Source organism: Actinotignum urinale DSM 15805 (genome assembly GCF_000420445.1).
Lineage (GTDB): Bacteria > Actinomycetota > Actinomycetes > Actinomycetales > Actinomycetaceae > Actinotignum > Actinotignum urinale.
The window spans coordinates 257,248-282,433 of record NZ_ATUY01000001.1 but is presented as its reverse complement, the minus strand read 5'-3'; the positions used below and the strand labels follow the sequence as shown (position 1 = coordinate 282,433).

The window sequence follows — 25,186 nt, the reverse complement described above, 5'->3', positions numbered from 1 at the left end:
CGGGGTAAATCAATGCCTAAACGGCAAACTGAAAAAACGCCCTGATAAGCGATGAATTTAAGATGCTAGTAACGCAAACAAACATATTTACATCGGGTGGTGGGTAGGTAAAGCACACGCTTTACCTACCCACCACCCGCTACAGCGCACACCATGCGCCATCAGCGAAAAACAACCGCTCATTCGTGAACACGAAAGAAAGTCCCACTACGCTTGCATGTGGTAGTGGGCAAAAATACCTGTCATGCCCACAAAGAATCCGCACGGGATTCAAGGAAGGAAAAACGTGACTACAATTGCTCCTCTGGCAACGGCTGGCGAACAGCCTATGGCATTTGGTGATGCTGTCTACCAACGTCTCCTTAAGGAACGAATCATTTGGCTCGGATCTGAAGTCCGTGACGATAACGCTAACCAGATTTGCGCACAGATGATGCTTCTTGCGGCGGAAGATCCCGAAAGCGATATTTACCTTTACATTAATTCACCGGGTGGCTCCGTTACCGCAGGTATGGCGATTTTTGACACCATGCAGTACATCCAACCAGATGTTGTTACCGTCGCCATGGGTATGGCCGCATCCATGGGTCAGTTCCTCCTCTCCGCAGGAACCCCTGGAAAGCGTTACATTACACCGCATACGCGCGTCCTCATGCATCAGCCCAGTGGCGGAGCCGGTGGCGTGGCGGCAGATATTCGTATTAACGCCAACCTTATTTTGCAGATGAAGCAGGAACTTTCCGCGCTCAACGCACAGCACACCGGAAAAACTGTGGAACAAATTCTTGAAGATTCAGAACGCGATCGCTGGTTCACCGCACAAGAAGCCCTCGAATACGGTTTCGTCGATCATATTATTGCGAACTCGCAAACAATGCTGAAGAAAACCACCAGCGACAACACGGAGGCAGGTAACTAATGTCGATAAACTTCAACGCTGCCGGGAACCTTCCCCACATGATGGGAATGACGGGCGGAAATACTTCACACGGCGCGAACGCCATGCACGCTGGTTCTGTAAACTCGGGCGCCACGATGCACGCGAACGCCATGCCCACGCACAAGGCAGGAAATATGCCCACCAACCGTTACGTTCTTCCCGACTTTGAAGAACGCACACCCTACGGATACAAGCGTTCCAACCCCTACACCAAACTCTTTGAGGACCGCATTATTTTCCTCGGTGTCCAGGTGGATGACGCATCCGCAGATGATGTGATGGCACAGCTCCTCGTCCTGGAATCCATGGATCCCAGCTCGCCCATCACCATGTACATTAATTCTCCGGGTGGTAGCCTCACGGCAATGACGGCAATTTACGACACCATGCAGTACATTAAGCCACAAATTCAAACCGTGTGCCTCGGGCAGGCAGCCTCCGCCGCAGCGATTCTTCTTGCGGCAGGAACGCCTGGACGTCGCCTCGCATTACCCAATGCGCGCGTCCTTATTCACCAGCCGGCAATGGAAGGAATGCAAGGCCAGGCAACAGATATTAGTATCGTTGCCGACGAGCTCGACCGCATGACGGACTGGCTTGTTGACACCCTTGCAAGCCACACCGGTCAGCCACGCGAACGTGTCCACCAGGATATTCAGCGCGATAAAATTTTGACCGCACAACAAGCTAAAGAATATGGCATTGTTGACCAGGTCCTCGAATCGCGCAAAGCGCCGGTAGAATCGGCTCGTTAACATTACGCACGATAGTTTTTCGCTGCGGCAACCTCAGTACATTTTCGCTACAGCAACATTACCGGGGCTGATTCTCGACGGATGCGAGATGAAACCCCGATAATGCGAATGGTTAATAAGAGGTTGTGGCAAATGTAATCCTGTGCCTGGTGCGTTCGTGCGCAAGAATTACTCAATCATAAAAAGGTAGCTTAAGCTGTCAACATGGGCGGGGTAGGAATACCCCGCCCATCGTCGTCGTACACAAAATAAAGGAAAAAGCGACTCCGCAAGTACCACGTGCCTAACAATAAACTGCGCCACAGCGGGTACAATAAACTGGTACGTCAAACACGCACACAATGCATGAGGAGAAAAATGGCAGCCACGATGGATGCGGCAGAAGCGTTAAAATGCTCATTCTGCCAAAAAACCCAACGGCAAGTGAAAAAACTTGTGACGGGTTCAGGCGTCTACATCTGCAACGAATGCATTGAACTCTGCAACGAAATTATCGAACAAGAACTCGGCACCCAATCCGGCGAAATGAACTTCGATAAACTCCCCGTCCCCGAGGATATTTATAACTTCCTCAACGATTACGTGGTGGGGCAAGACCGCGCGAAACGAACCCTTTCCGTTGCCGTATATAACCATTACAAACGTCTTTTTGCGCAGAACAACAACGGGAAAAACGACGACGAGCACGTGGAACTCGGGAAATCAAATATTCTTCTCCTCGGCCCAACAGGAACCGGGAAAACCTATCTTGCACAATCTCTTGCCCGCATGCTAGATGTTCCCTTCACCATTGCGGATGCAACCGCGCTTACAGAAGCCGGATACGTGGGGGAGGACGTCGAAAATATTCTTCTTCGCCTCATCCAGGTTGCCGATAACGATATTCAAAAAGCAGAACGTGGTATTATCTACATTGACGAAATCGATAAAATAACGCGCAAATCGGAAAACCCGTCCATTACGCGCGACGTTTCCGGTGAAGGCGTGCAACAAGCTCTTCTCAAAATCATTGAAGGGACAACAGCTGCCGTGCCGCCTCAGGGAGGACGCAAGCATCCGCAACAAGAACTCGTCCACATTAACACCGCCAATATTCTGTTTATTTGCGCGGGGGCTTTCGCGGGGCTTGAAGAAATGATTTCCTCGCGTCAGGGCACGCACGGAATCGGTTTCGGGGCGCAACTCCACGATCTCGATAAGGTGAAAGACGCGATTGTGGATGTCACCCCAGATGATTTACACAAATACGGGTTAATTCCTGAGCTTGTCGGGCGCCTACCCGTGATTGCGACTGTTGAGGCCCTCACGGAAAACGATCTTATTCGTATCCTCACTGAACCAAAAAATGCCATTATTAAACAGTACGAGAAACTTTTTGAGTTCGACGGCGTTGACCTCACTTTCACCCATGAAGCCCTAAAAGAAATCGCGCATGAAGCAATGACGCGCGGAACAGGCGCTAGGGGATTGCGTTCCATTATGGAGCGCGTCCTGAGTAAAGCAATGTTTGAAGTGCCCTCACGGGAAGAAATCGTAGAAGTTATTGTGACGGATGCTGCAGTGATAGGGACAGCAGACGTGCAATATCTGTATGAAGGTGAAGTGCGCGAAGGGAAAACAGCATGAGCGAACACAATACGGTGAATACGGGCGCAGGGATGAACGAACCCGCTTCCGCACCGATTCCTCACGAACTTGAAATATACCGTGCCCAACTTGATGTGTACGACGCACAACTTATTCACCTTCTCGCCTTACGTAAACAGGTCACGGATCGTGTGGGAGAGTTGAAGGCAAGGGTTCAGCTACCGCCACAAGATATTAAACGCGAATCCGAACAGGAAGCAAGGATTCGCACACTGGCGAAAGAAGCGGGAATTGAACCGGACTTTGCCCACGAGGTTCATATGATGATTGTTAACCACGCGACGGATAACCACCGGAAATTGCAGGAAGATAGCACCGGAATCTAAAACAACCCGTAAAAACCGCAGAAAACAACTGTAAAAACCGCGTATAGGGCGTGGAGCGGTGGGTGCAACAACATTTGCGTCTGTACACTGCTGGGCGCGTATCAAGCGCGTATAGGGCGATTAAGGCGTTATCGGGTGTATCAAGCGCGTATAAAGCACATATAAGCGTAGAGCGAGGGTGGGTGCGACATTTAATATCGCACCCACCCTCTGTGTAGAGAAAAACCGTATTGCCTACTAAGACTTACTTAGACCTACATAGGACTTACCTAGACCCGCCTAGACCTACTTAGTATCTCCGTAAATATCGTTCGCGATAGTATCAGCGAAGGCAGAAAGCACACGGGAGCGTCGAACCTTCATAGAAGCCGTGAGATACGTATTTTCCGTCGTAAAATCAATCGGAAGAATAACGAACTTACGGATTGACTCCGCACGCGACACCTGCGAATTGGCACGTTTCACTGCACGATCGATCGCCGCAATAATTTGCGGATCCTTCCGTGCTTCAGCCACCGGAATCTCAGGAAGCCCCTTATTTTTCAACCACAGTGGCAGCATGTCCGCATCCAAAGTAATCAACGCGCCAATAAATGGACGCTTATCGCCAACCACAACGACCTGGCTGATGAGCGGATGCCCACGCAAAGCATCTTCAAGAATCGCGGGGGACACATTCTTCCCGCCAGCCGTCACAATAAGTTCCTTCTTGCGACCCGTAATATACACGACACCATCACGAATCTCGCCCAAATCACCGGTCTTAAACCAGCCGTCCTGCGTAAACGACGCGGCCGTTTCTTCCGGATTATTCAAATATTCCTTAAAGACGTGATCGCCCTTCACGAGGATTTCACCATCGTCGTCAATAGAAATATGGCATCCGGGGTATGCCGGCCCCACACTACCAATCCGCTGGAACCCAGGACGGTTCACGCAGGTTGGGGCGGATGTTTCCGTGCAACCGTAGCCTTCAAGGCAGTTAATACCAATACTGCGGAAGAAATGCCCCAGACGCGCACCCAGTGGCGCGCCACCAGAAATCACCCATTCCAAATGCCCACCGGTGAGCGCCTTAATTTTCGAATACACGAGGCGTTCACCGATTTTGTGTTGCATACGAAGAGCCACACTTGGCCCAGTTTCCGTATCGAGAGCACGCGAATACTGGATGGCAACCTTTGCGTAATAACGGAAAAGTTTCTGTTTCGCACCCGTTGAACGGGCATCAATCGCGTTATAGATTTTTTCAAAAACGCGGGGCACAGCAAGCATGAAATGCGGTTTGAAAGATTGAAGATCGTTCACAAGAGTGCTCGTATCCGGGCAATATCCAATCTTTACACCCGCATACATCGCCAAAATGTTGGTGAAGCGAGCAAAAACGTGAGCCATGGGCAAGAACAAAAGAGTGCGTCGATTATTCCCCGTGAGCACAATACTCAACTCATCATCCAAGGTTCCGTTCATCACCACGTGAAGGAAGTTACGGTGTGAAAGAATAACGCCTTTGGAACATCCCGTGGATCCGGAAGTATAAATAATGGTGGCGGGATCATCGGCGTTAAGCGCATTCGTGCGTCGGTCGATTTCCGGATCCGTATCCATGGATCCCTTCGCCGCAATATTTTCCAGATCGTTATTTTCAATCACGTAAATGTGTTCAAAATGTTCGACGGAATCGATAATGGGCAAGAGTGTGGCTTTCAGTTGCGCATTTTCGGCAATTGCGAAACGGCAATGGGCGTCCTGGATAATCCATTCGGACTGCGAAGTTGAATCCGTTTCGTAAATCGGAACCGCCATTGCGCCAATAGACCACAGGGCAAAATCAATGAGCGTGAATTCGTAGCGGGTGTGGGACATGAGCGCCACACGTTCACCCGGTTCAATGCCGAGCGCAATAAAACCGCGGGCGAGCCTGCGATATTCTGCCTCAAAAGCACCCCACGTGATATCGAGCCAGGAACCGAGCGCAGATTTGCGAGAAAATGTGGGTTTTTCCGGTTGCTCCTGGGCAATATTGCGGATAAGCCAAGGGATTGTCATCTCTTCGGTAATGTGAATTTTACCCGGCGTGAATAATGTCGGGTTCTTTTTATCCTCAATATCTGCCATGACTCTCCTTATCTGCCACAGTTTCTGTAGATTCCGCGTGTGCGAAACCTTTTGCCTCACGCCAAATTTTCCGCCACTTTCATAGTCGAAACAGTGGTTCCATACTATGTCGTATGTACGACGAAAAAGAAACGCTGAGGTTACTTACGCCGAGATATTTACCCCGGACAAACATACGTTATTCAGACTATCAATAAAATATCAATAATGGCTTAATTCTTGAAAAATAATTATGGGTTAGGGCGGTGGTCATAATGTCACATTATGACGGCTGGGTAAAAGCCTTGTGGCTGAGACCTTTAGTCTCAGCCACACGATGAGTGCTTATTCTATGCTTTCGGTTTCTTCGGTTCCGGTTCGTTCAATTCACAAGCACCAACGCTAACAGCGTCTGTGTCGTTGTCGGGAATTGTAATGGTGAACTCGCCTTCAATATGTGTGGCGCCACGCAAATCGTCTGCAACGGCTTCCAAAGATTCCTTACCGTTTGTGTCACCGCTACGAGGAGCAATGATTTCGGCGTGTTTGAAGCTGGTGCGCTGGGAAACCTTCGCTGCGGATTTTACGCCACGCAAAACGGCGAGCGCCTGCCCGGCAAGATCCAGCAATTCAGCGTCCGCACCTTGAGATGCTTCACGTAACGGCTCAGATACAGGCCACTGCGCATGATGCACGGAACCCGTACGGTACCAGCTCCACACTTCTTCTGTTGCATACGGAATGAAGGGGGCGAGGAGCCTTAGGAACGTATCAACGCACACATTTAAGGTGACCTGCGCGCTCTTCGCGCCCGCCCCATCAGAGTATGCGCGATCCTTGACCAACTCAAGGTAATCATCGCAGAAATTCCAGAAGGAGGTTTCCGCAACTTCTAAGGCATGTGCGTGATCATATTTTTCGAAAGACTCCGTTGCCGTATCAACAACATTCGCCAAGGAGGCAAGCATTGCCTGATCAATCGGGTGGCAAACCTGAGACATATCAAGATCAATAGGCTCCCCACTGCCAGCCATGCCGAAAGCGAACTTGGAGGCGTTGAGGACCTTCATGGCAAGGCGGCGCCCAACCTTCATCTGCTTTTCTTCAAACGCCGCATCCACACCTAAACGCGCAGCTGCCGCCCAGTAGCGAACAGCATCCGCCCCGTGCTTTTCCAGCAGACCCATTGGGGTGACAACATTACCCTTCGACTTGGACATCTTCTTACGATCCGGATCCAAAATCCAACCCGAAATACCCGCGTGTTTCCACGGCAAATCCCCGAATTCAAGATGTGCACGAACCATAGAGCTAAACAGCCAGGTACGAATAATATCCTGACCCTGAGGACGCAAATCCATGGGATACACGCGCTCAAAAACATCACTATTCGTCAGCCAACCGGCGGCAATCTGTGCGGAGAGCGAGGAGGTCGCCCACGTATCCATAATGTCCTGTTCGCCGGAGAAACCACCGGGAACATCGCGTTGATCTTCCGTATATCCGGCAGGAACATCGGAGGAAGGATCAATGGGGAGCACATCTTCGCTAGGAACCAGGATTTCGTCGTAAAGAACCTCACCATTCTCGGAAACCTTGTACCACACGGGAATAGGCACCCCGAAGAAACGCTGACGCGAAATCAACCAGTCTGTATTCAGGCCCTTAACCCAATTATCGTAACGAACACGCATGAAATCAGGATGGAACTGAAGTTTTTGCCCGGCATCAAGAAGGTTGTCGCGCAAATCCTTGCCGTTGGCTTGCGTATATGCGCGTCCACCGTTACGGATATACCATTGACGCGAGGTCACGATTTCCAGGGGCTTATCGCCTTTTTCAAAGAAGTTTGTTTTACGGTTGGTTGGTTTGGGTTCACCAATCATTTCGCCGGTTTCCCCAAGTTTTTCGACGAGAATCTTGCGTGCAGTAAACGTGGTTTTCCCAGCGAGATCTGCGTATAGTTCGCGGGCTTCGTCGTTATTCAACCATTCTGGGATATCGCGAACCATGCGACCGTCTTTGCCGAGCACGTTACGCAACGGCAACCCGAGTTCGCGCCACCACACAATATCCGTGGTGTCACCAAACGTACAGCACATGGCAATACCGGCGCCCTTGTCCATTTCCGCCATGGGGTGGGCAAGAACCGGAACCTCCATACCGAACACGGGAACTTTCACGGCGCTACCGAAAAGATGCTGGTAGCGTTCATCATCCGGGTGGGCAATCAGGGCAACACATGCGGGGAGGAGCTCCGGGCGGGTCGTTTCAATAACCACATCTTCATTATCGGCATGGAAGGCGAGGGCGTGATACGCACCGGGATAATCACGTGCTTCCAGCTCTGCCTGGGCGACGGCGGTTTGGAAAGTAACATCCCATAGGCCGGGGGCCTGAGCCTGGTAGGCTTCCCCGCGTTCGAGATTGCGGAGGAACGCCGCCTGGGCAACCTTTTGCGCCTTTGCGCCAATTGTTTGATACTGCTGTTTCCAATCGACACTCAAACCGAGATAGCGCCACAGCGCCTCGAACTGTTTTTCGTCCTCTTCGGTGAGCTTGACGCACAGTTCAATAAAATTGCGACGAGAGATCGGTTTCTGATCGGCGTATTTAATGGATTTGCCGTCCCCACCATCATGCGGGGGAACAAAATTTTCTTCGTAGGGGAGGGATGGGTCGCAACGAACACCATAATAATTTTGGACGCGACGCTCGGTGGGAAGCCCGTTATCATCCCAGCCCATCGGGTAGAACACGGATTTGCCTTTCATGCGCTGGTAGCGCGCCATCGTGTCCGTGTGTGTATAGGAAAAAACGTGGCCAATATGGAGGGAACCGGACACCGTGGGCGGAGGTGTATCGATAGAATATACCTCTTCGCGTGGGCTACTCGAGTCAAAGGCGTAGGTGCCTTCCTCTTCCCAGGTGTGTCCCCACTTATTTTCGAGACCTTCAAGATTTGCGCGTTCCGGTACCTCCGTGTGATCGAGGAGTTCGGATGTTTCGTTGTAATGAGTCATGCTACCTATTCTATCGCGTGGGCTTGGTTGAACAGAGGTGAAAAATCTTCGCTTACGTCACGTTTGTGGGGTTTTTCCGGATGTGTATGTCGAGATTGTAGGTTCTCGAATGTTGGATTTTACGTTGTGCGCGGGTTCTATGCGGTGTTGGGTTGTGCGCAAGCGCCGCGGGTTCTACGTAGTGTTGCCTTGTGTGCGGGAGGCGCGCGGTGTAGGTTCTGTTCGGGTTTCATTGGTGGCAATCGGGATCCCACCCGGGGCGCCCTGCCTCTCGCCCAATGGCGCGAGTCTGTTCAGGAGTGAAGTGGAAAACTTCAGTGGCACCTTCCGCCACATGTGTTTCATAGACGACGGCAGAGCAGCTTGCCTGGAGTGGGGAATCGGGTGAAGGGGAGAGCGTCACAATCTCATATCCCGACCCGGCTACCGACGATTCCCATTCATACCCTCGATCCAACACAGTAATATTGGCGACGCCGGGTGCAACGAATACCGGAACCCCACCAACGGTTCCTTGTGTTGCCCTATGGTAGTGCCCCGCAATAATCGCGACGGGCTTAGGCATACCATTTTCTGGACGAATATTCTCCAAGGCATCCGCCAACTCATCCGTATCGCTTAAACGAAGAGCCTCATGGAGAAGAGTGGGGGCAGGTAGCGGAGGATGGTGAAGAACAAAAACATTCGCCCGATCATCTGCCTGGGCGTCAATCGCCCACTGAATTTGCTGACCAAGATAACCGTAACCCTTCCCCGGAACGCTCGTATCGACGGCAATAATGCGCAAGTCGGGAATCTCCGCGATAGACAAAATCGGATCATCGGGCATTCCTGGAAAGGCGAAAGCCTGGCGCATTCCCCGTCGTGCATCATGATTTCCACACGCCCACACAACAGGGGCCTTCCATGTACGTGCCAAGGCGCCAATCTTTTCCTCCGCCAAGCGGTACGATTCAACCGTGCCGTCGTCGGAAATATCTCCGCTCACAATAATTGCTGCGCACGGCTCGCCTTTTTGGGCATGGTGAAGAACCTTGTTGAGGCGCTCCGTCGTATCAATCACGCCACGGTGAAGGGAACCGTCCCCGAATAGGTGCGTGTCGGAAATGTGGAGAAGGCGGATATGTGGTGGTTGTAGAGTGGGCGTTGCCATTGAGAGTCCTTTGCTAGGCGATTTTTTCACTCGTCGTCCAATGGGAGAGTGGGAACCGCGTCGAGAAGTTCGCGCGTGGCTGGATGCTGGGGATGAAGCAGAATCTGTTGGGTTGTCCCATATTCGACAGCAGTTCCACTACGCAAAACCATGATGTTTTCACACAGTTGCTGGACAATTCCAAGATCGTGAGACACCACAACGAGAGTTAAATCGAGGCGGTGTCGCAAATCTGCGAGCAAATCAATCACCGTGGCTCGCACCGACACGTCCAGCGCGGAAACCGGTTCGTCGGCGATAATCACCTGGGGGTTGCTCGCAATCGCGCGAGCAATAGCCACCCTTTGGCGCTGCCCACCCGAAAGCTGGTGCGGGTAGCGTGAGGCCCAGTCGGGATTAATTCTCACCTTCTCCAGAGCCTGGCGTACCATATCGCGATGATCTCCAGGGGTATGAAGGAGTTGGAGAGGTTCAGAGATAATGCGCCCAATCGTTATGCGCGGATTAAGCGAAGCAAATGGATCTTGGAGAACAAGTTGGACTTCTCGGCGCAACCTATTAAGGCCACGTTTGCCGGCCACAACCTTTTCGCCGCGATACGTGACGCTACCGCCACTAGGTTCGCTCAACCCCAGCATGAGGCGGGTTAGCGTTGTTTTCCCGCTCCCGGATTCGCCAATTATCCCCAAAGATTCGCCTTTATTGAGGGTAAAGCTTGTGGGGGCGAGAGCAACCGTGTCCCGGTAGCGTTTCGTAATATCTTGGACGCGGAAAAGCTCGGTGGCGTGTTCGCCTGCGTGTTCGGTTGTCTGCTCGTTTTCGTTTTTGCCCGCGTGTTCGAGTGCCCGCTCTTTTTCCTGCTCCGTTGTCATGGCGCCTATCCCTCCTTGCGCAAACTTGTCTTGCGGGCGGCATCCACAAGTGTTTGTGTATAGGGGTGGCGGGGTTTGCGCAGAATCTGCTCCGTAGCACCAGATTCCACAATTTTCCCGTCCTTCATCACAATAACGCGTTGACTCGTCGTGTATGCAACCGCCATATCGTGCGTAATCATGAGAACGGAGGCGCAATCTTGACGCGCCCTATCGTCCATAAGTTTCAAAATATGCCTTTCCACGGTGGCGTCCAATGCCGTCGTCGGTTCATCGGCAATAAGAATCGCAGGCCGGCAACTCAACGCCATCGCAATCACCACGCGCTGCCGTTGCCCGCCGGAAAGCTCATGCGGGTAGCGGTTAATAATATCCGTGGGATGGGGCAACTCCACCATGCGTGCTAGTTCCTCGGCGCGCATGGCCACATCTTTTTTCTTTAAACCCAGATGGGCACGAGTTGCATACACCAGTTGATGTTTAATTTTTACGACGGGATTGAGCGCAGTTTGAGGCTCCTGGAAAACGCACCCGATGCGCAGGCCTCGAATACTGCGAAATTCTTTTTCCGACAGCCCCACAAGTTCCTTGCCTTCGAAAAGAATGGAGCCGGTGACGTGTGCATTACGGGGGAGCAAGCCTTGAATGGCGAGTGCAGTGACGGTTTTCCCGCTACCGGATTCGCCAATAATGCAGACTCGTTCTTCCTCGTCGATATCAAAAGAAATATTATCGACGACGATGGTGTTTCCGAAGGAAATACTGAGATTTTTAACGCTAAGTAGGGTCATGAATCTGCCTCCCGGCGTGGATCGAGGACATCACGCAGGCCGTCACCGAGAAGATTTAAGCCGACAATAGTTAGCACCAGGGCAATCATGGGAATAAATATAACGGTGGGGTGCGTGTACATGACGTTTTGATAGGTAGCGAGCATACGTCCCCAGCTGGGGGTTGGCGGTGGGGTGCCTACGCCAAGGTAGGATAGGCCGGCTTCCGTAAGTGCGCTAATTCCCATAATTTGGGTGACTCGAACGAGAAGTGTGGGGATGACCGCGGGAATAATGTGGCGCGATAGGAGCCACCAGGAACGCGCTCCGCTAGTTACCGCGAGGAGGACGTGATCGGATACGGTGGCGCGACGAAGCTCGGGAAGGACCGTGCGGGCAAGGCCGGGGGCGGCTCCCAAACCAATGGCGAGAGTGGATGTGAATGTGGAGCCCTTGAAAGCAGTAACCAAAATGAGGGCAATAATGAGGGTGGGGAAGGCTGTCCAAATATCGCTCAAACGTTCGGTGAGGCGGCGAATGAGGCGCGGCCCGTACACGATGAGGGAGGCTAAGGTGAGCCCGAGAATCAATGCGATGAGAGCACTGCCCACGCTTGTTTTCACGGTGACGCGCACGCCAATAACGAATAGCGTAAAAATATCGCGACCGAGCTGATCTGCGCCAAACCAGTGTTCTGCGCTGGGAGGAGCCCACGAATGCGAGGGGTTAACATCCTCGATACGGTAGGGAACCCAGATGTAGGACAGAATGAAGAGGAATAGGAGAGAGGTGGCGATAATAAGCCCGAAAAGCCCGGAAGGGTTGCGTAATAATTGGCGTAAACGTGTTTTGAAAGAAATCATGTTGCCACCCTTATTCGCGGGTCAAGGAGACGAGATGCCAGGTTGGAGAGCAACATAATAAGAATGACCAGGCTGGAGAGAACCATGAGGAAGCCTTGAACCATCACAATATCGCGTTTCGTTACACTCGCAACGAGGTGTTGCCCAATTCCGGGGAGGGCAAAAACTTGTTCGACAACAACGGTTCCCATAATAAGACTGGCCGCATCAAGGGCGATAACAGACAGCAGGGGTAGCCATGCATTTCGCAGAGCTTGAGTAAGAATTGTTCGCATATACCCCATGCCTTGAGCGCGGGCTGTGCGAACATAATCCTGGTTGAGTTGTTCCAGCATGGCGCTTCGGACAAAACGCGTGAGCATCGCGCCTTGAGGGATGGCAAGAGTGATCGTGGGAAGAATAAGGGAGCGGAAGGCTTCCTGTGGCGCTTCCCAACCAGCGCGGGGGAAACCCGTGGAGGGTAACCCGAAAGGGGCGGCCACATACATAATGAGGAGCATACCGACGACGAAGGACGGAACGGCGATCCCGAGCTGGCTCAGCCAAGAAATCAGGTGCCCCATTTTCGTGTGGGAGCGAACGGCCGCATATACCCCAACAATCAGGGCGAAAGCGAGGGCAAGGAGGAGGGAGAAAATGGCAAGGGGGAGGGTGACCTGCATTTTTTGAACAAGCTCTGAGGTCACACTGTTCTTGCTATAGGGGGACACTCCAAGATCTCCACCTAGGGCACCGCCCAGCCATTGTACGTATTGAACAATGACTGGGCGGTCCCATCCGTATTGGTGGCGAATCAAATCAACCTGTTCTGGTGTGGCATCAAATCCACCCATGAGTGTTGCCGGATCGCCGGGAAGAATATGGAGTGAGAAGAAAATAATCACTGATGCCGCAGCCAATGCTACAAGTGACCATGCAATTGTGGAAAGAATAATTCGTAGCGTCCGGGTTTTCTCCGGAGCTAAAAATTGTTCCTGCGCATGGCTGGGTGCAGTGACGTGAACAGACATTACTTCGTTGTTGCCACTTCGATTTCTGGAACGTAGAAGCGCGAAACAGTGCGGTTCGTCGGGAATCCACTCACACCTTCACGGGCGTAGGTTATGCACTTGCGTGCATAGAGCCAGTCGGATGCGGCGTCCTCACTAATATGCGTGGCAAGCTGAGCGAGTTTTTCGTCGCGCTCCTTTATGCTTTTCGCGCCGGTTGCTTCCTTCACAAAATCGGCAGACTTCGCATCACCATAGTTCCAGTAATACTTCGGGTTGCCATAGTTGAGAATCGTCCAGGGGTCAACGTGCAGAACAATCGTCATATCGTAGTTTCCGCCCTTGTAGACGTCTTGCATCCAAGTGCTGAATTCCATGGTGTCAATCTTGACGTCAACACCAATTTTCTTCAGCTGGGCAGCAATATATTCGGACATTGCGCTGTCATAGGTGTTAGCAACACGCAAGTTGAGCTTCAAATCCTTGACGCCAGCTTCGTTAAGAAGCTTTTTGGCTTCCTCAATATTATAGGGGTCAACCTGCGTGAGGCTATCGCTCCACTGTGGTGTATCGGGAACAACCATGGATCCCACACGGTAAATATCTCCGCCGAGTGCCTTAACAAGCCCGTCTTTATCTATTGCTTGGCGGATAGCGTGGCGAACTTTGTCGTTTGCCAGAGCCGGGTTCTTGTGGTTGAAACCGAGCGTCATCCACGAGGTGTCATTACCTTCGTAGTGTTTGAATTTGGCGTCATTTGCGAAACGCTGCTTGGTGTCATTGTCGGATTCGGTGAGGATGTCAATTTGACCGGAGGCCAGAGCATCTGCCGCGGCTTTCTGATCCTTGTAGTAGTGGTAAACAACCTCTTTGGTTTTTGCTTTTTTACCCCAATAGTTGTCGTTGCGCTTGAGGGTAACGGAGTCCCCGGTTTTCCATTCACCGAAGGTGTAGGGGCCGGTACCGTTGGATTCTTTATTCAAATCCTTGTTGTTATCGGAAGGAATAATCATTCCAGCGCTGTTTCCGAGCGAATCCAGAAGCGTTGTGTCACGTTCATTTAAAGTTACGACGACGGTTTCTTTACCTTCAGCCGTAATATCTTTGACTTTTTTCAAGGATTTTGCGCCCGGGTTCTTCGAATCGGGTGCGGTGGCCGCCTTCAAGCTGGCAACAACATCTTCGGAATCGAAATCGCTTCCGTCGTGGAACTTGACGCCTTTTTGAAGATGGAAGGTGTACTTTAAGCCATCGTCTGAAACGTCCCACTTTTTAGCTAGTGAGGGGACAACTTCACCCTGTTGGTTAACACGGGTGAGTCCTTCATATACGTTGTCAATACCGAGCTGTCGGAATGCCGCTCCACCCGTTGTTGTGGGATTAAGCCCACCGGTTTCAAGGCGGAAGCCAACATGAACTGTTGCGTTTGTATCGGCCGGGCCTTGAGATGTTGGGCTTGAACCGGAACAGCCTGCAAAAGATAATGCTGCGACTATAAGGAATGAAAGACCTGCAATTTTCTTCATCAGATTCCAATCGATCCGTGGGGAGCGAATCTCACCCTAATTTATTCTAATCATGGGTTGTGAGTTTATTCGGTGGTTATGAAAAATAGTGCACATGGTGAGACTGAAAGGCTATTTTGTATCTATCCAAGTTCCTTATCGCGATTAATACTTGCTTGAACGCCACGTAACACGGCGGCGCGGAATCCGGATTCTTCCATTTCCACCACGCCGGCAACCGTTGTTCCACCAGGTGACTGCACAGTATTAGATAAATCGGCGACGGATAATTCGGAATTCAGGGCAAGAAGGGCGCTACCGAACACCGCTTGGGTGGCAATAAAATTGGCGTCTTTTTTGGCCAGGCCATTCTTTACCGCGGCCCGGCTGAGGCTGTCAATAAATTCAAAGGTGAAGGCCGGCGAACATCCGGCAATGGCGCTAAATGTAGAAAATTGGGAATCCTCTATATCTTGTGTGCGTCCAATAGCTGTGAACAACTGTGAAATATGGTTGCGGGCTTGTTCGGTGACGTTGCTGTTGTAAGCCAGGCCCGTCATGGATTGGCGGACAGATGCTGCAACATTGGGAAGTGCCCTGGCGATTGGCTGTGAGGAGTGTGCCCACTGAGCGAGTGTTATAAGGCTAATTCCTGCGGCGATGGAAACGATGATGGAGGAGGCTTGGGTTGCACTTTCGCGTATTTCTTCCATGAGGGCTTCCATTTGTTGAGGTTTTACCCCAAGAATCACAATTCCTGAACCAACAGCATGTATAAGATCCGTGTTGTTTTCCGCTACTTGAACTCCCGTGCGGGTGGCGAAATCTTCAGCTTTCGCCAGGGTTCGATTGGAAATAATAATGGTGCGAGGATCTGTTCCCGAAGCAATGAGGCCTTCAACAATAGAGCTACACATATGCCCAATTCCAATGAAACCGATTGTTGGCGCCGTTGGCGTAGTTAAGGGTGTTGCTACTGTTGTCATGGCTTGTCTCCCTCCACGTGTCCCTCAATATTCGGTGAATATTCTACCGCGCCAAAGTGAACTCAAAAGTATCCGGTTGCCAAATAATGCCATCTAAGGAAAAAATAATTAATATTTCATCACTTCTATACTATTTCCTGGTGTGAAAGGCTGTTCCGTCATTGCCCTGATGGTTCGTCGCGCAATATGGTTAATCTATAGGGTCTATGGACAATACCTTCACGTATAACGAAAGGGGTATGATGGCACAGCAAAGGATTGCGCTCGTGACAGGAGCATCAACAGGGATTGGTGCGGCAACGGTTCGTCGTCTATGTAAGGACGGTTTGAAAGTTGTGGCGGCGGCACGTCGCAAAGAACGTCTTGCACGGCTTGCGGAAGAAACCGGGTGCGAATATGTCGTCGTCGATATTACGGATGAAAAATCTGTGGCGGAATGTGTGCGTAGGGTGAACTCCCTGGGCGGGCTTGACGTTTTAGTGAATAACGCGGGTGGCGCTCGCGGAGTTGATAGCGTTGCCGAGGGAAAAATCGACGATTGGCGCGCTATGTATGAGTTGAATGTTGTGGGAACCTTGCGGATGACGCAGGCATTTTTGCCACAGTTGCGTGAACGTGCCGGAGATATTGTGTTTATTACGTCGACGGCAGCTCAGGAAGCCTATAAGGGTGGGGCAGGATATACTGCCGCCAAGCATGCTGAACGCATGATTAAGGACACCTTGCGTTTGGAGTTGTTGGGTGAGCCTGTGCGTCTTATGGAGATTCGTCCCGGAATGGTGATGACGGAAGAGTTTTCCTTGAACCGTTTAGGGGATAGGAAGGCCGCGAAAGCCGTGTATGCGGGCGTGGATGAGCCACTTCTGGCTGAGGATATTGCGGATATTGTCGGCTGGGTTGTGGGCGCACCGAAGCACGTGAATGTGGACAGTGTGGTTGTTCGTCCGGTGATGCAGGCAAATTCGTGGACGGTTGCGCGTGAAGGACACAAGGATAAAGAATTGCCGGCGAGGTAGGAACTTTAACGACGATGTAGGAGCCTTGCCGGCGAGGTAGGAACCTTAGTTATGCACAGTTTGTGGATAGTATCGTATGCACATCCTGTGGAAAAATTTAGAAACACAATGACCTTGTGGATACGTCCACGGGGTCATTTTTTGCACCGTTATTCTTGATTTCACGACGAAGGAGGAGCAATCCATACGAACAGCCGGGCAGAAAACATGCGAAAGGCTATGCCTTGAGTGGAAAGTTGTCCCTCCCACATGTCATTGTGTGCGAAGGAGGAATCATGAGTGCCGGCAGTATAGATATTGAACCCGCCGATGTTGCCAGAGTGGAAAATGCGCTCGAAGCAGTGGCACACCAGGTGAAAGCCCTGGATCCGAGTGTGCTACCTATAGGTTCAAGTGGTCTGAATTTTTCCCCAAGTGTGGGTGCGGCCCTCAATGAGGCATGCGGATACCTTTCTCAAAAATCCGTCGAATGTGCCCGTTTTCTTCACCAAACATCCGAGAATATGAGCGAAGCTCTCAAACTGTATGAGGATGCAGATATGCGTAGTCACGAAAGTTTCCATCGTCTACAGCTACTTATTGAGGGGGTGGCGTATGCTCTCCTGGGATGATATAAGGACAATTCAACCTGCATTCTTGGCTTCATCCCTGTCACAGTGTGCCACCATGATTCGAAAAAGCCACGAACTACGCAAAGAAATACACGATATGCGCAAACCACTGTGGACGGGGCTAGGTGGCATCGCATGTAGTGGACGTATGAAAAAGGTGGAGCAGAGCCTTTCTTATGTGAATGAAGCGTGGGAGTTTTTCGGCAAGATTTTAACGAACCTCCACTACCGTTTATCCAAGGTCTGCGCGGTTCGTGATGAGGCTTTAACACGTATCGCTCTTAACGGTTTTACCGTTGATCACCCGGGGCGAGTCCGGGACATGTTTGATCAGGGACAAGCACCGCAGGTGCAGGCAGTTGTCGGTATTGATCGAAAACAAATGCTCAAAGAAACCCAGGTTCTCGTCGACACAGCCCTTCGTCAAGCAGGGCAAGCCCAACAGTGTGCGATTGATGAATCTAAGGCGTTGATTCGCGGAAATTATGATGCGATTTGCGAAGTCGGCGCACAGTACCCGTCGATTCTTTCCATCTTCGGTTTATCTGCCACGCCTACATCGCTACCAGAACACGAACGGATGTTTGGCGTCGTATCTATGAGCCCGGAAAAAGCGGCATTTTGGTGGGCGAGTAAAACCTCGGAAGAACAGGAAAAACTGCTTCATTCGTATCCGGAATTCCTCGGTTTGTTAGGAGGAATACCCGCAAATATTCGAGATAGCGCGAATCGTCGTGTATTAAAGAAAAAAATAGATGAGGTAGAACGGGAACTCCCCAAGGCGCGCAAACAATATCAAGAATTAAACAAGAAATTATCAGAGACGCCCGAAACAAGCAGGGATTACGCCGACATAGCTGGGAAGTGGGGAAAGGCGAGTGCTCTGTACACGTCCTTGCAACAACGCCGCGATGCATACCTTGCCATACGCGACAGCATCGGGCTTGACAAAAATTGGAAAGACGTAACAAAGGGAGGCCCTGAACGCCAACTGGTGAGTTTTAAAGATGTCGGGCAAGCAGGTGCTCGTCGCCCACAGGCGGTTGTAAGCGTGGGGAACCTCGATACCGCGCAGACGGTTGGGGTTTTTGTTCCAGGAATGGGTACGACGGTATCCGGAGAACTTGTTTCGCATACCTCGAATGCGGCATACATGCATTCACGGGTGGAAAAGGAACTCATCCGTACTGGCAAAAGAGACGAGGTGGCGATGGTAGCCTGGTTGGGTTACGACCCCGCATCGAATGTCACGGATCTTACGGGATTCGGAGATTCAAGAATACGTGAGGGAGGGCGGGATTTGGCGTCGTTTCTGGAAGGACTCGATGCGCAAAGAAAAATGTCCACGGGCGCTCCCATCACGAACCTTATTGTTGCGGGGCATTCGCAAGGCAGTACGGTTTCCTCCCAAGCAATGATGGACGTAAAACCAGGAATTGTGCGTCACTATATCGCGTATGGAACCCCCGGAATGAGGGGTGCCGGTTGGGATCTCAATACGGGAATGGAAGCAACCGGAACGTCACAAAGTAACCATGTGCTTTCTATTCGCGGGGATATTATTGACATTCCTAATGCGGTCAACGGGGGAAATCTTGGGGAAGAATACAATATTTTAGGATATAACCCGCGTGTCGATCCCCATTTTGATCACCATACTTACCCTTCCCAAGGAGGAGTAAGTCTGGGTACGCCCGTAAAAAACCATTCAGCCTATGTTCAACCGCATCACACCGTCGCAACCAATGATTTCGTGGATATTATGACGCGCGACGCGCCGCCTCGCCACTGGAGGAGGAAGTAGAATTCTAACCCTTATATACAATGCGGTGCGAGATTTCTATAATTATCTGTATGGCTACAGGCAAGGAAGAACAGCGCGCAGTTACTCCAGCTGAGGCTATGCAACGCATTAAAGAACTCGCTGAACGACGGAAAAATTCTCGCGTTATTATCGCCCTAGTGGGGGCACCAGGGGCAGGAAAATCAACATTTGCTAACGCCGTCGTCAATCTTCTCAACGAGGAAGAAGAGGCAAGCGCTCAACTTTTCCCTATGGATGGTTTCCACCTATCCAATGCAGAGCTAGAACGCATTGGTAAACGCCAACATAAAGGTAGAATCGATACCTTCGACGCATACGGTTATCTTGCCTGTGGGCGCAGAATTGCTAACGCCTACCAGCAAGAAGATGTTTTCATTCCCATATATTCGCGCATTGTTCATGAACCCATTGCTGCCGGGCTGTGCATTAACCGGAATACCCGCCTGATTGTGAGCGAAGGCAACTATTTACTCGATGCCTCCGAACCGTGGTGCCATCTGGTTAATGTGTTCGAAGAAATTTGGTTCCTTGACGCAGATCCACAAATTCTTGAAGAACGCCTTGTTGCCCGCCATGCCCACGAAAACATGGATTCCGCGCAGGCGCGTGACTGGTGTGCCACAGTTGATATGCCAAATGCACAACGTATCGCCACCTCACGTGACAGGGCTGACTGGTGTTTCACACCCGCAAAACTGGATTTATCACAGTCAGGGCATTATCATTAGCGATGATTGGCTATGAACCGGCCTGCGTTAATGCGAAAGGTTCCACGCAACCTCGCGGTTATTCAACCGTGGCATTGTGCGGAAACACCTTACATTAACCGGGGTATCACCGGGGAGCTTTCGGAAGAACAGGTCAGCGTTATTCGCGCATGGTATCTATGCGTGTCGTGTTTTGCGAGTTTTCGCACGTGCCCTAGTGGCGTGTGAATCTTCAGCAACAATAACGAAACCCCAGTAGAACCGAACGTCTGGACACGTTACGTCCCCAATGAGTGGCTACACATCAACCCGTGTGGAGCAAACGAGGTGGTACCGCGGTTCCGGTTATTCGGCGTCGTCCTCTTCAATACAGTGGAATACAAGAGGAGAAACCGCGTGGATAAGAAAACATATCCGCTTCACCGTGAAGGCAATATCGTCGCCTCACCCAATTTCCCCAAACTTGAAGAAGAAACACTCGCGTTCTGGAAAAAAGACAACACTTTCCAAGCGTCCATTGATAGCCGTGAATCAGGCCCACACGGCTCCAACGAATTCGTTTTCTATGATGGCCCGCCTTTCGCCAACGGCCTGCCACATTACGGCCACCTTCTCACTGGTTACGTGAAGGACCTTGTTGGACGCTACCAAACCATGCTGGGGCGCCGCGTCGAACGCCGATTCGGCTGGGATACCCACGGACTACCCGCAGAACTTGAAGCGCAACGCCTCCTCGGAATCGATTCCACGGAAGAAATCGAAGAGATGGGCATTGAAAAATTCAACAGGGAATGTCGCTCCTCAGTTCTTCGCTACACCAAAGAATGGGAAGATTACGTTACCCGACAGGCACGCTGGGTCGATTTCAACAACGACTACAAAACTCTCGATACCACCTACATGGAATCAGTGCTGTGGGCATTCAAAACCCTCTACAATAAAGGGCTTGCCTACGACGGATACCGCGTTCTCCCATACTGTTGGAACGACGAAACGCCGCTGTCCAACCACGAACTCAAAATGGACGACGATATCTACCAGGATCGTCAAGACCAAACAGTAACCGTCGGTTTGCGCCTAGAAACTGGCGAGCTTGCCCTCATCTGGACAACAACCCCGTGGACCTTGCCCTCCAATTTAGCTATTGCAGTCGGGCCGGATATCACGTACTCCGTCGTCGTACCACAAGAAGGAAAACTCGCCGGAGAACGCGTTATTATTGCCGAAGCGCTCGTCTCCTCCTACGAAAAAGAACTGGGGGAAGATGCTCAAACAGTTCAGCAGCTCAAAGGTAGCGACCTCGTTGGGCGAGCATACGCACCGATATTCGACTACTTCATGAACCGCCCGGATAATGAGGCACTAGGCCCGCACGCCTACCACATTATTTCCGGCGACTTCGTTACCACAGAAGACGGAACCGGGCTTGTTCATATCGCTCCCGCCTTCGGTGAAGACGATATGTTTATCTGTATGGACGCTGGAATTCGCGCGGTTGTACCCGTCGACGAAGGCGGACGCTTCACCAAAGAAGTTTATGATTACGAAGGAACCCAGGTATTCGACGCCAACAAACTCGTAATTCGCGACCTGCGCGACGGATCTGGGCCACTGGCGCGTCGCCCCAAAGCAGAACGCGCCGTCCTCGTCCAAGAAAAAAGCTACGTCCACTCCTACCCGCACTGCTGGCGTTGCCGCAAACCACTCATCTATAAAGCAGTGTCCTCCTGGTTCGTGAAAGTCACCGCGATTCGTGATCGCATGGTCGAATTGAACGAGGAGATCGAATGGACACCCGACCATATTAAACACGGACAGTTCGGCAAATGGCTTGCTGGCGCTCGCGACTGGTCCATTTCCCGTAACCGTTTCTGGGGAAGCCCCATCCCGGTGTGGCGCTCCGACGATCCGAACTATCCGCGCGAGGACGTGTACGGCAGCCTTGAGGAAATCGAACGCGATTTCGGGCGCCTACCACGCAACGAACAGGGCGAAGTGGACCTCCACCGCCCCTACATTGACGAATTGACGCGCCCAAATCCGGACGATCCGACCGGAAAATCAACAATGCGCCGCATTGCCGACGTGTTGGACTGCTGGTTCGAATCCGGATCCATGCCCTACGCGCAGGTTCATTACCCCTTCGAAAACAAGGAATGGTTCGAGGATCACTACCCGGGCGATTTCATCGTCGAATATATTGGGCAAACACGCGGATGGTTCTACACCCTCCACATTTTGGCGACGGCACTCTTCGACCGTCCCGCATTCCACACCTGTATTTCTCACGGAATTGTGCTGGGTGACGATGGGCAGAAAATGTCCAAGTCCCTACGCAATTACCCCGATGTGTATGAAATGTTCGACGAGGTTGGCGCCGATGCCATGAGGTTCTTCCTCATGAGTAGCCCCATTGTGCGAGGCGGAAACCTTATTGTTACAGAAAAAGGTTTACGCGACACGGTTCGCCACGTTTTGCTTCCGCTGTGGAACTCCTGGTATTTCTTTGCGCTTTATGCCAGCACCTGCGCGGGAGGAGAGGGCTACCTTGCCAAGCGTGTGGAGCGCGTTGAAGGGCTCGACGTCATGGACCGCTACCTCTTGGCGAGCGTCAAAAACCTTGCCGATACGGTGAGAACCCAGCTCGATGCCTACGATATTCCCGCCGCATGTGAAGAGGTTCGTGGCTTCCTCGACCTACTCACCAACTGGTATATCCGCACATCGAGGGATCGTTTCTGGAATGAGGACGAAAACTCCTTCGATACCTTCTATACGGCACTCGAAACGCTGATGCGCGTGATGGCGCCTTTGGCTCCACTTGCCACGGAAGAAATTTGGAAGGGATTGACGGGTGGACGCTCCGTACACCTGGAGGACTGGCCGGTATTGCCCGAAGAATGGGCAAACGAACCGTTGCGCAACGCCATGAATGAGGTGCGTGACGTTGTGTCCGCAGCGCACAGCCTGCGTAAAACACACAAGTTGCGTGTACGCCAGCCTTTGCGTTCCCTCTCTATCGTCACGACGATGGACTTGACACCATTCGCCGAGCTGATTGCTTCAGAAGTGAATGTGAAAGATGTCCATGTTGTTGCACCTGAAGAATCCGGCATGAAAGCAGTATTTGAGGTTGGAGTCCAACCACGCGAACTTGACAAGGAAATGCGCAAACTCACCTCGAAACTGTTTAAGGCAGCTAAGAGCGGAGCATGGGAGGATGGCGAGAACGGCGCAATCGTTCTTCACGCCGACCCGGACGTTGTGCTTTCCCCCGGTCAGTTCACGAAGTCTGTGAGTGTGCAGGCTGAAGAAGGAACCGTCGCAACCGTATTGAACTCTGGTGCTTTTGTGGCTCTCGATACGGAACTCGACGAGGACTTAATTGCCGAAGGTTATGCCCGTGATATTGTGCGTGCCGTTCAAGATACGCGTAAGCAAGAGGATCTTCACGTGGCAGATCGCATCGTTCTTGCCCTAACGGTTCCTAGTGAGCGCGTGGAGGCAACCGAGAAATTCTTGGATCTCATTAAGGGTGAAACACTTGCGGTTGAAGCCACAGTCCAAGCCGGAGCTGAACTCGCCGTGAACGTCAAGAAAGTAGAAACGGAATAAATGAATCACAACAATGCTGGGGGGCGTGATGCTTCTCCACAGAAAAGTGGCGACGCAACCCAGGAGTTAGCGGAAAATATTGCCCTTGATTTTGAAGTAGAGGGCATTTACCGCCAGATCCTCACCCGTGCCCCCGAGCACAAGGTTCAGCCTTCTCTTCAGCGCGTTGAGGATTGCCTGGATTACATGGGTAATCCTCAACGCGCCTACCGCACGGTTCATATCACAGGGACCAACGGTAAAACTTCAACCGCGCGCATGGTCGAATCTCTCCTGCGTGAAAAAGGTTTGAAAACGGGACGTTTCACATCCCCGCACCTTGAATCTGTCCGTGAACGCATGAGCATTAACGGCCAAGCAATTTCGCGTGAAGATTTCATTCAAGCCTGGCACGATGTGGAGCCTTTCGTCGAACTTGTTGATCGTGAATCGGCACGAAACGACGGGCCACGTATGAGCTTCTTTGAAGTTTTTGTGGTGATGGCATATCAGGCTTTCGCCCAGGCTCCCGTCGATGTGGCTGTGATGGAAGTCGGTATGGGCGGACGCTGGGATGCAACGAACGTTATTGACGCTGATGTTGCTATCCTGACCCCGATCGCCATGGACCATGAGCGCTGGTTGGGTTCCTCCTTGGAATCCATTGCCGGCGAAAAAGTGGGCATTATTAAACCGAACTGTACGGTTGTGAGCGCCACCCAGCACGATTCTGTTGCCCACATTATTGCCGATTCTGCCCGGGAGAATCACGCCCACCTCATCACATACGGTGATGAACTGCGTGTTTTACATCGCGAAACCGCGGTGGGTGGGCAAATGTTGAGCATCAACACCCCGGCAGCGCGATACGAAGATATTCCGCTTTCCTTGCGAGGAGAATACCAGGCAGAAAACGCTGCACTTGCCCTGGCAGCTGTGGAAGCATTCTTCGGCGGAGGTGCGCTTGACGGAAGTGTAGTGGAACATGCGTTAATGGCTGTTTCATCACCGGGAAGGCTCGAAGTTGTCCGTTCTTCTCCCACGGTTATTATTGATGCCGCCCATAATCCTCACGCTGCTGCCTCCACGGCGCAGGCTTTGGAAGAATACTATCCGGGCAACCGTGTTGGCGTGATTGCTATGATGGCGGATAAGGACGTGGAAGGAACCCTCGGGCAGCTTGAACCAGTTCTTGACCATGTTGTCATCACCGATATGGACACTGATCGTGCCATGGATGCCGAAGATCTCGCTGAAATTGCGCGAGATGTTTTCGGTGAAGATCGCGTTAAGGTAGAACGTCAACTGCTTACGGCAATCGACACGGCAGCAAGCATTGCGGAAAGCGAGAACACGGAAGCCTTAGTTGCGCCAGTCGTGGTGGTTATTGGATCCATTCAGCTCATTGGCGCGACGCGTGCCCTCATGGGGAAAAAGGCGCCGGACGGAGCCGAATAGGATGCCTATATGTGCGTTATGTTGTGTGATGGCAGGTTCCGATTGTGTG

At 51.7% G+C, this 25,186-nt stretch carries 19 protein-coding genes; 10 read left to right on the top strand and 9 right to left on the bottom strand.

What is annotated here, in order from left to right:
* Nucleotides 1-328: 328 nt before the first annotated feature.
* The 4 genes from G445_RS0101240 to G445_RS0101225 all read left to right on the top strand — a co-directional run bounded on the left by G445_RS0101240 (nucleotide 329) and on the right by G445_RS0101225 (nucleotide 3,668).
* Nucleotides 329-919, top strand: a complete 591-nt coding sequence (locus G445_RS0101240; RefSeq protein ID WP_102165697.1) for an ATP-dependent Clp protease proteolytic subunit — start codon at nucleotides 329-331, stop codon at nucleotides 917-919.
* A gap of 116 nt (nucleotides 920-1,035) precedes the next feature.
* Nucleotides 1,036-1,695, top strand: coding sequence for an ATP-dependent Clp protease proteolytic subunit (locus G445_RS0101235; RefSeq protein WP_051126976.1), 660 nt, complete (start codon nucleotides 1,036-1,038; stop codon nucleotides 1,693-1,695).
* A gap of 357 nt (nucleotides 1,696-2,052) precedes the next feature.
* A complete protein-coding gene (clpX, locus tag G445_RS0101230; RefSeq protein WP_022865760.1) occupies nucleotides 2,053-3,321 on the top strand; it encodes an ATP-dependent Clp protease ATP-binding subunit ClpX in 1,269 nt (422 codons plus the stop codon).
* Complete coding sequence (locus G445_RS0101225) at nucleotides 3,318-3,668, top strand: chorismate mutase (protein WP_022865759.1); 351 nt, start codon at nucleotides 3,318-3,320, stop codon at nucleotides 3,666-3,668. The genes clpX and G445_RS0101225 overlap by 4 nt, the downstream gene beginning before the upstream one ends.
* 285 nt (nucleotides 3,669-3,953) lie before the next feature.
* On the opposite strand, the gene G445_RS0101220 is transcribed toward G445_RS0101225, so the two are convergent.
* The 9 genes from G445_RS0101220 to proC form a co-directional block, all read right to left on the bottom strand.
* A complete protein-coding gene (locus tag G445_RS0101220) occupies nucleotides 3,954-5,786 on the bottom strand; it encodes an AMP-dependent synthetase/ligase (protein ID WP_022865758.1) in 1,833 nt (610 codons plus the stop codon).
* 329 nt (nucleotides 5,787-6,115) lie between these two features.
* Entirely contained in the window at nucleotides 6,116-8,788 is a 2,673-nt protein-coding gene (valS, locus tag G445_RS0101215; protein WP_022865757.1) for a valine--tRNA ligase, read from the bottom strand.
* Nucleotides 8,789-9,017: 229 nt separating this feature from the next.
* Nucleotides 9,018-9,941, bottom strand: coding sequence for a metallophosphoesterase (locus G445_RS09040; RefSeq protein WP_022865756.1), 924 nt, complete (start codon nucleotides 9,939-9,941; stop codon nucleotides 9,018-9,020).
* 26 nt (nucleotides 9,942-9,967) lie between these two features.
* The gene (locus tag G445_RS09035; protein ID WP_084676352.1) at nucleotides 9,968-10,813 is read right to left on the bottom strand and encodes an ABC transporter ATP-binding protein; all 846 of its coding nucleotides are present in this window, start codon (nucleotides 10,811-10,813) and stop codon (nucleotides 9,968-9,970) included.
* 5 nt (nucleotides 10,814-10,818) lie between these two features.
* A complete protein-coding gene (locus G445_RS0101200) occupies nucleotides 10,819-11,604 on the bottom strand; it encodes an ABC transporter ATP-binding protein (protein ID WP_026420842.1) in 786 nt (261 codons plus the stop codon).
* The gene (locus tag G445_RS09030; RefSeq protein ID WP_022865755.1) at nucleotides 11,601-12,446 is read right to left on the bottom strand and encodes an ABC transporter permease; all 846 of its coding nucleotides are present in this window, start codon (nucleotides 12,444-12,446) and stop codon (nucleotides 11,601-11,603) included. Before G445_RS09030 ends, G445_RS0101200 begins: the two co-directional genes overlap by 4 nt.
* Nucleotides 12,443-13,456, bottom strand: a complete 1,014-nt coding sequence (locus tag G445_RS0101190) for an ABC transporter permease (protein WP_022865754.1) — start codon at nucleotides 13,454-13,456, stop codon at nucleotides 12,443-12,445. The genes G445_RS09030 and G445_RS0101190 overlap by 4 nt, the downstream gene beginning before the upstream one ends.
* Nucleotides 13,456-14,961: an ABC transporter substrate-binding protein gene (locus G445_RS0101185; protein ID WP_022865753.1), complete on the bottom strand. Its 1,506-nt coding sequence runs from the start codon at nucleotides 14,959-14,961 to the stop codon at nucleotides 13,456-13,458. The genes G445_RS0101190 and G445_RS0101185 overlap by 1 nt, the downstream gene beginning before the upstream one ends.
* Before the next feature lie 122 nt (nucleotides 14,962-15,083).
* Nucleotides 15,084-15,926, bottom strand: a complete 843-nt coding sequence (proC, locus tag G445_RS0101180) for a pyrroline-5-carboxylate reductase (protein ID WP_022865752.1) — start codon at nucleotides 15,924-15,926, stop codon at nucleotides 15,084-15,086.
* A 242-nt stretch (nucleotides 15,927-16,168) separates the two neighbouring features.
* On the opposite strand from proC, the gene G445_RS0101175 reads away from it, so the two are divergent.
* The 6 genes from G445_RS0101175 (at nucleotide 16,169) to G445_RS09020 (ending at nucleotide 25,137) form a co-directional block, all read left to right on the top strand.
* Entirely contained in the window at nucleotides 16,169-16,942 is a 774-nt protein-coding gene (locus tag G445_RS0101175) for an SDR family oxidoreductase (RefSeq protein ID WP_026420839.1), read from the top strand.
* A gap of 275 nt (nucleotides 16,943-17,217) precedes the next feature.
* Complete coding sequence (locus tag G445_RS11350) at nucleotides 17,218-17,553, top strand: hypothetical protein (RefSeq protein WP_022865750.1); 336 nt, start codon at nucleotides 17,218-17,220, stop codon at nucleotides 17,551-17,553.
* A gap of 55 nt (nucleotides 17,554-17,608) precedes the next feature.
* Nucleotides 17,609-19,357, top strand: coding sequence for an alpha/beta hydrolase (locus G445_RS0101165; RefSeq protein ID WP_169511047.1), 1,749 nt, complete (start codon nucleotides 17,609-17,611; stop codon nucleotides 19,355-19,357).
* A 50-nt stretch (nucleotides 19,358-19,407) separates the two neighbouring features.
* Nucleotides 19,408-20,106, top strand: a complete 699-nt coding sequence (locus tag G445_RS09025) for an AAA family ATPase (protein ID WP_169511046.1) — start codon at nucleotides 19,408-19,410, stop codon at nucleotides 20,104-20,106.
* A gap of 375 nt (nucleotides 20,107-20,481) precedes the next feature.
* Nucleotides 20,482-23,700 carry an isoleucine--tRNA ligase gene (gene ileS / locus G445_RS0101155; protein ID WP_022865747.1) on the top strand — a complete coding sequence of 1,073 codons (3,219 nt, stop codon included), beginning with the start codon at nucleotides 20,482-20,484 and terminating at the stop codon, nucleotides 23,698-23,700.
* Nucleotides 23,701-25,137, top strand: coding sequence for a bifunctional folylpolyglutamate synthase/dihydrofolate synthase (locus tag G445_RS09020; protein WP_022865746.1), 1,437 nt, complete (start codon nucleotides 23,701-23,703; stop codon nucleotides 25,135-25,137).
* Nucleotides 25,138-25,186: the final 49 nt, after the last annotated feature.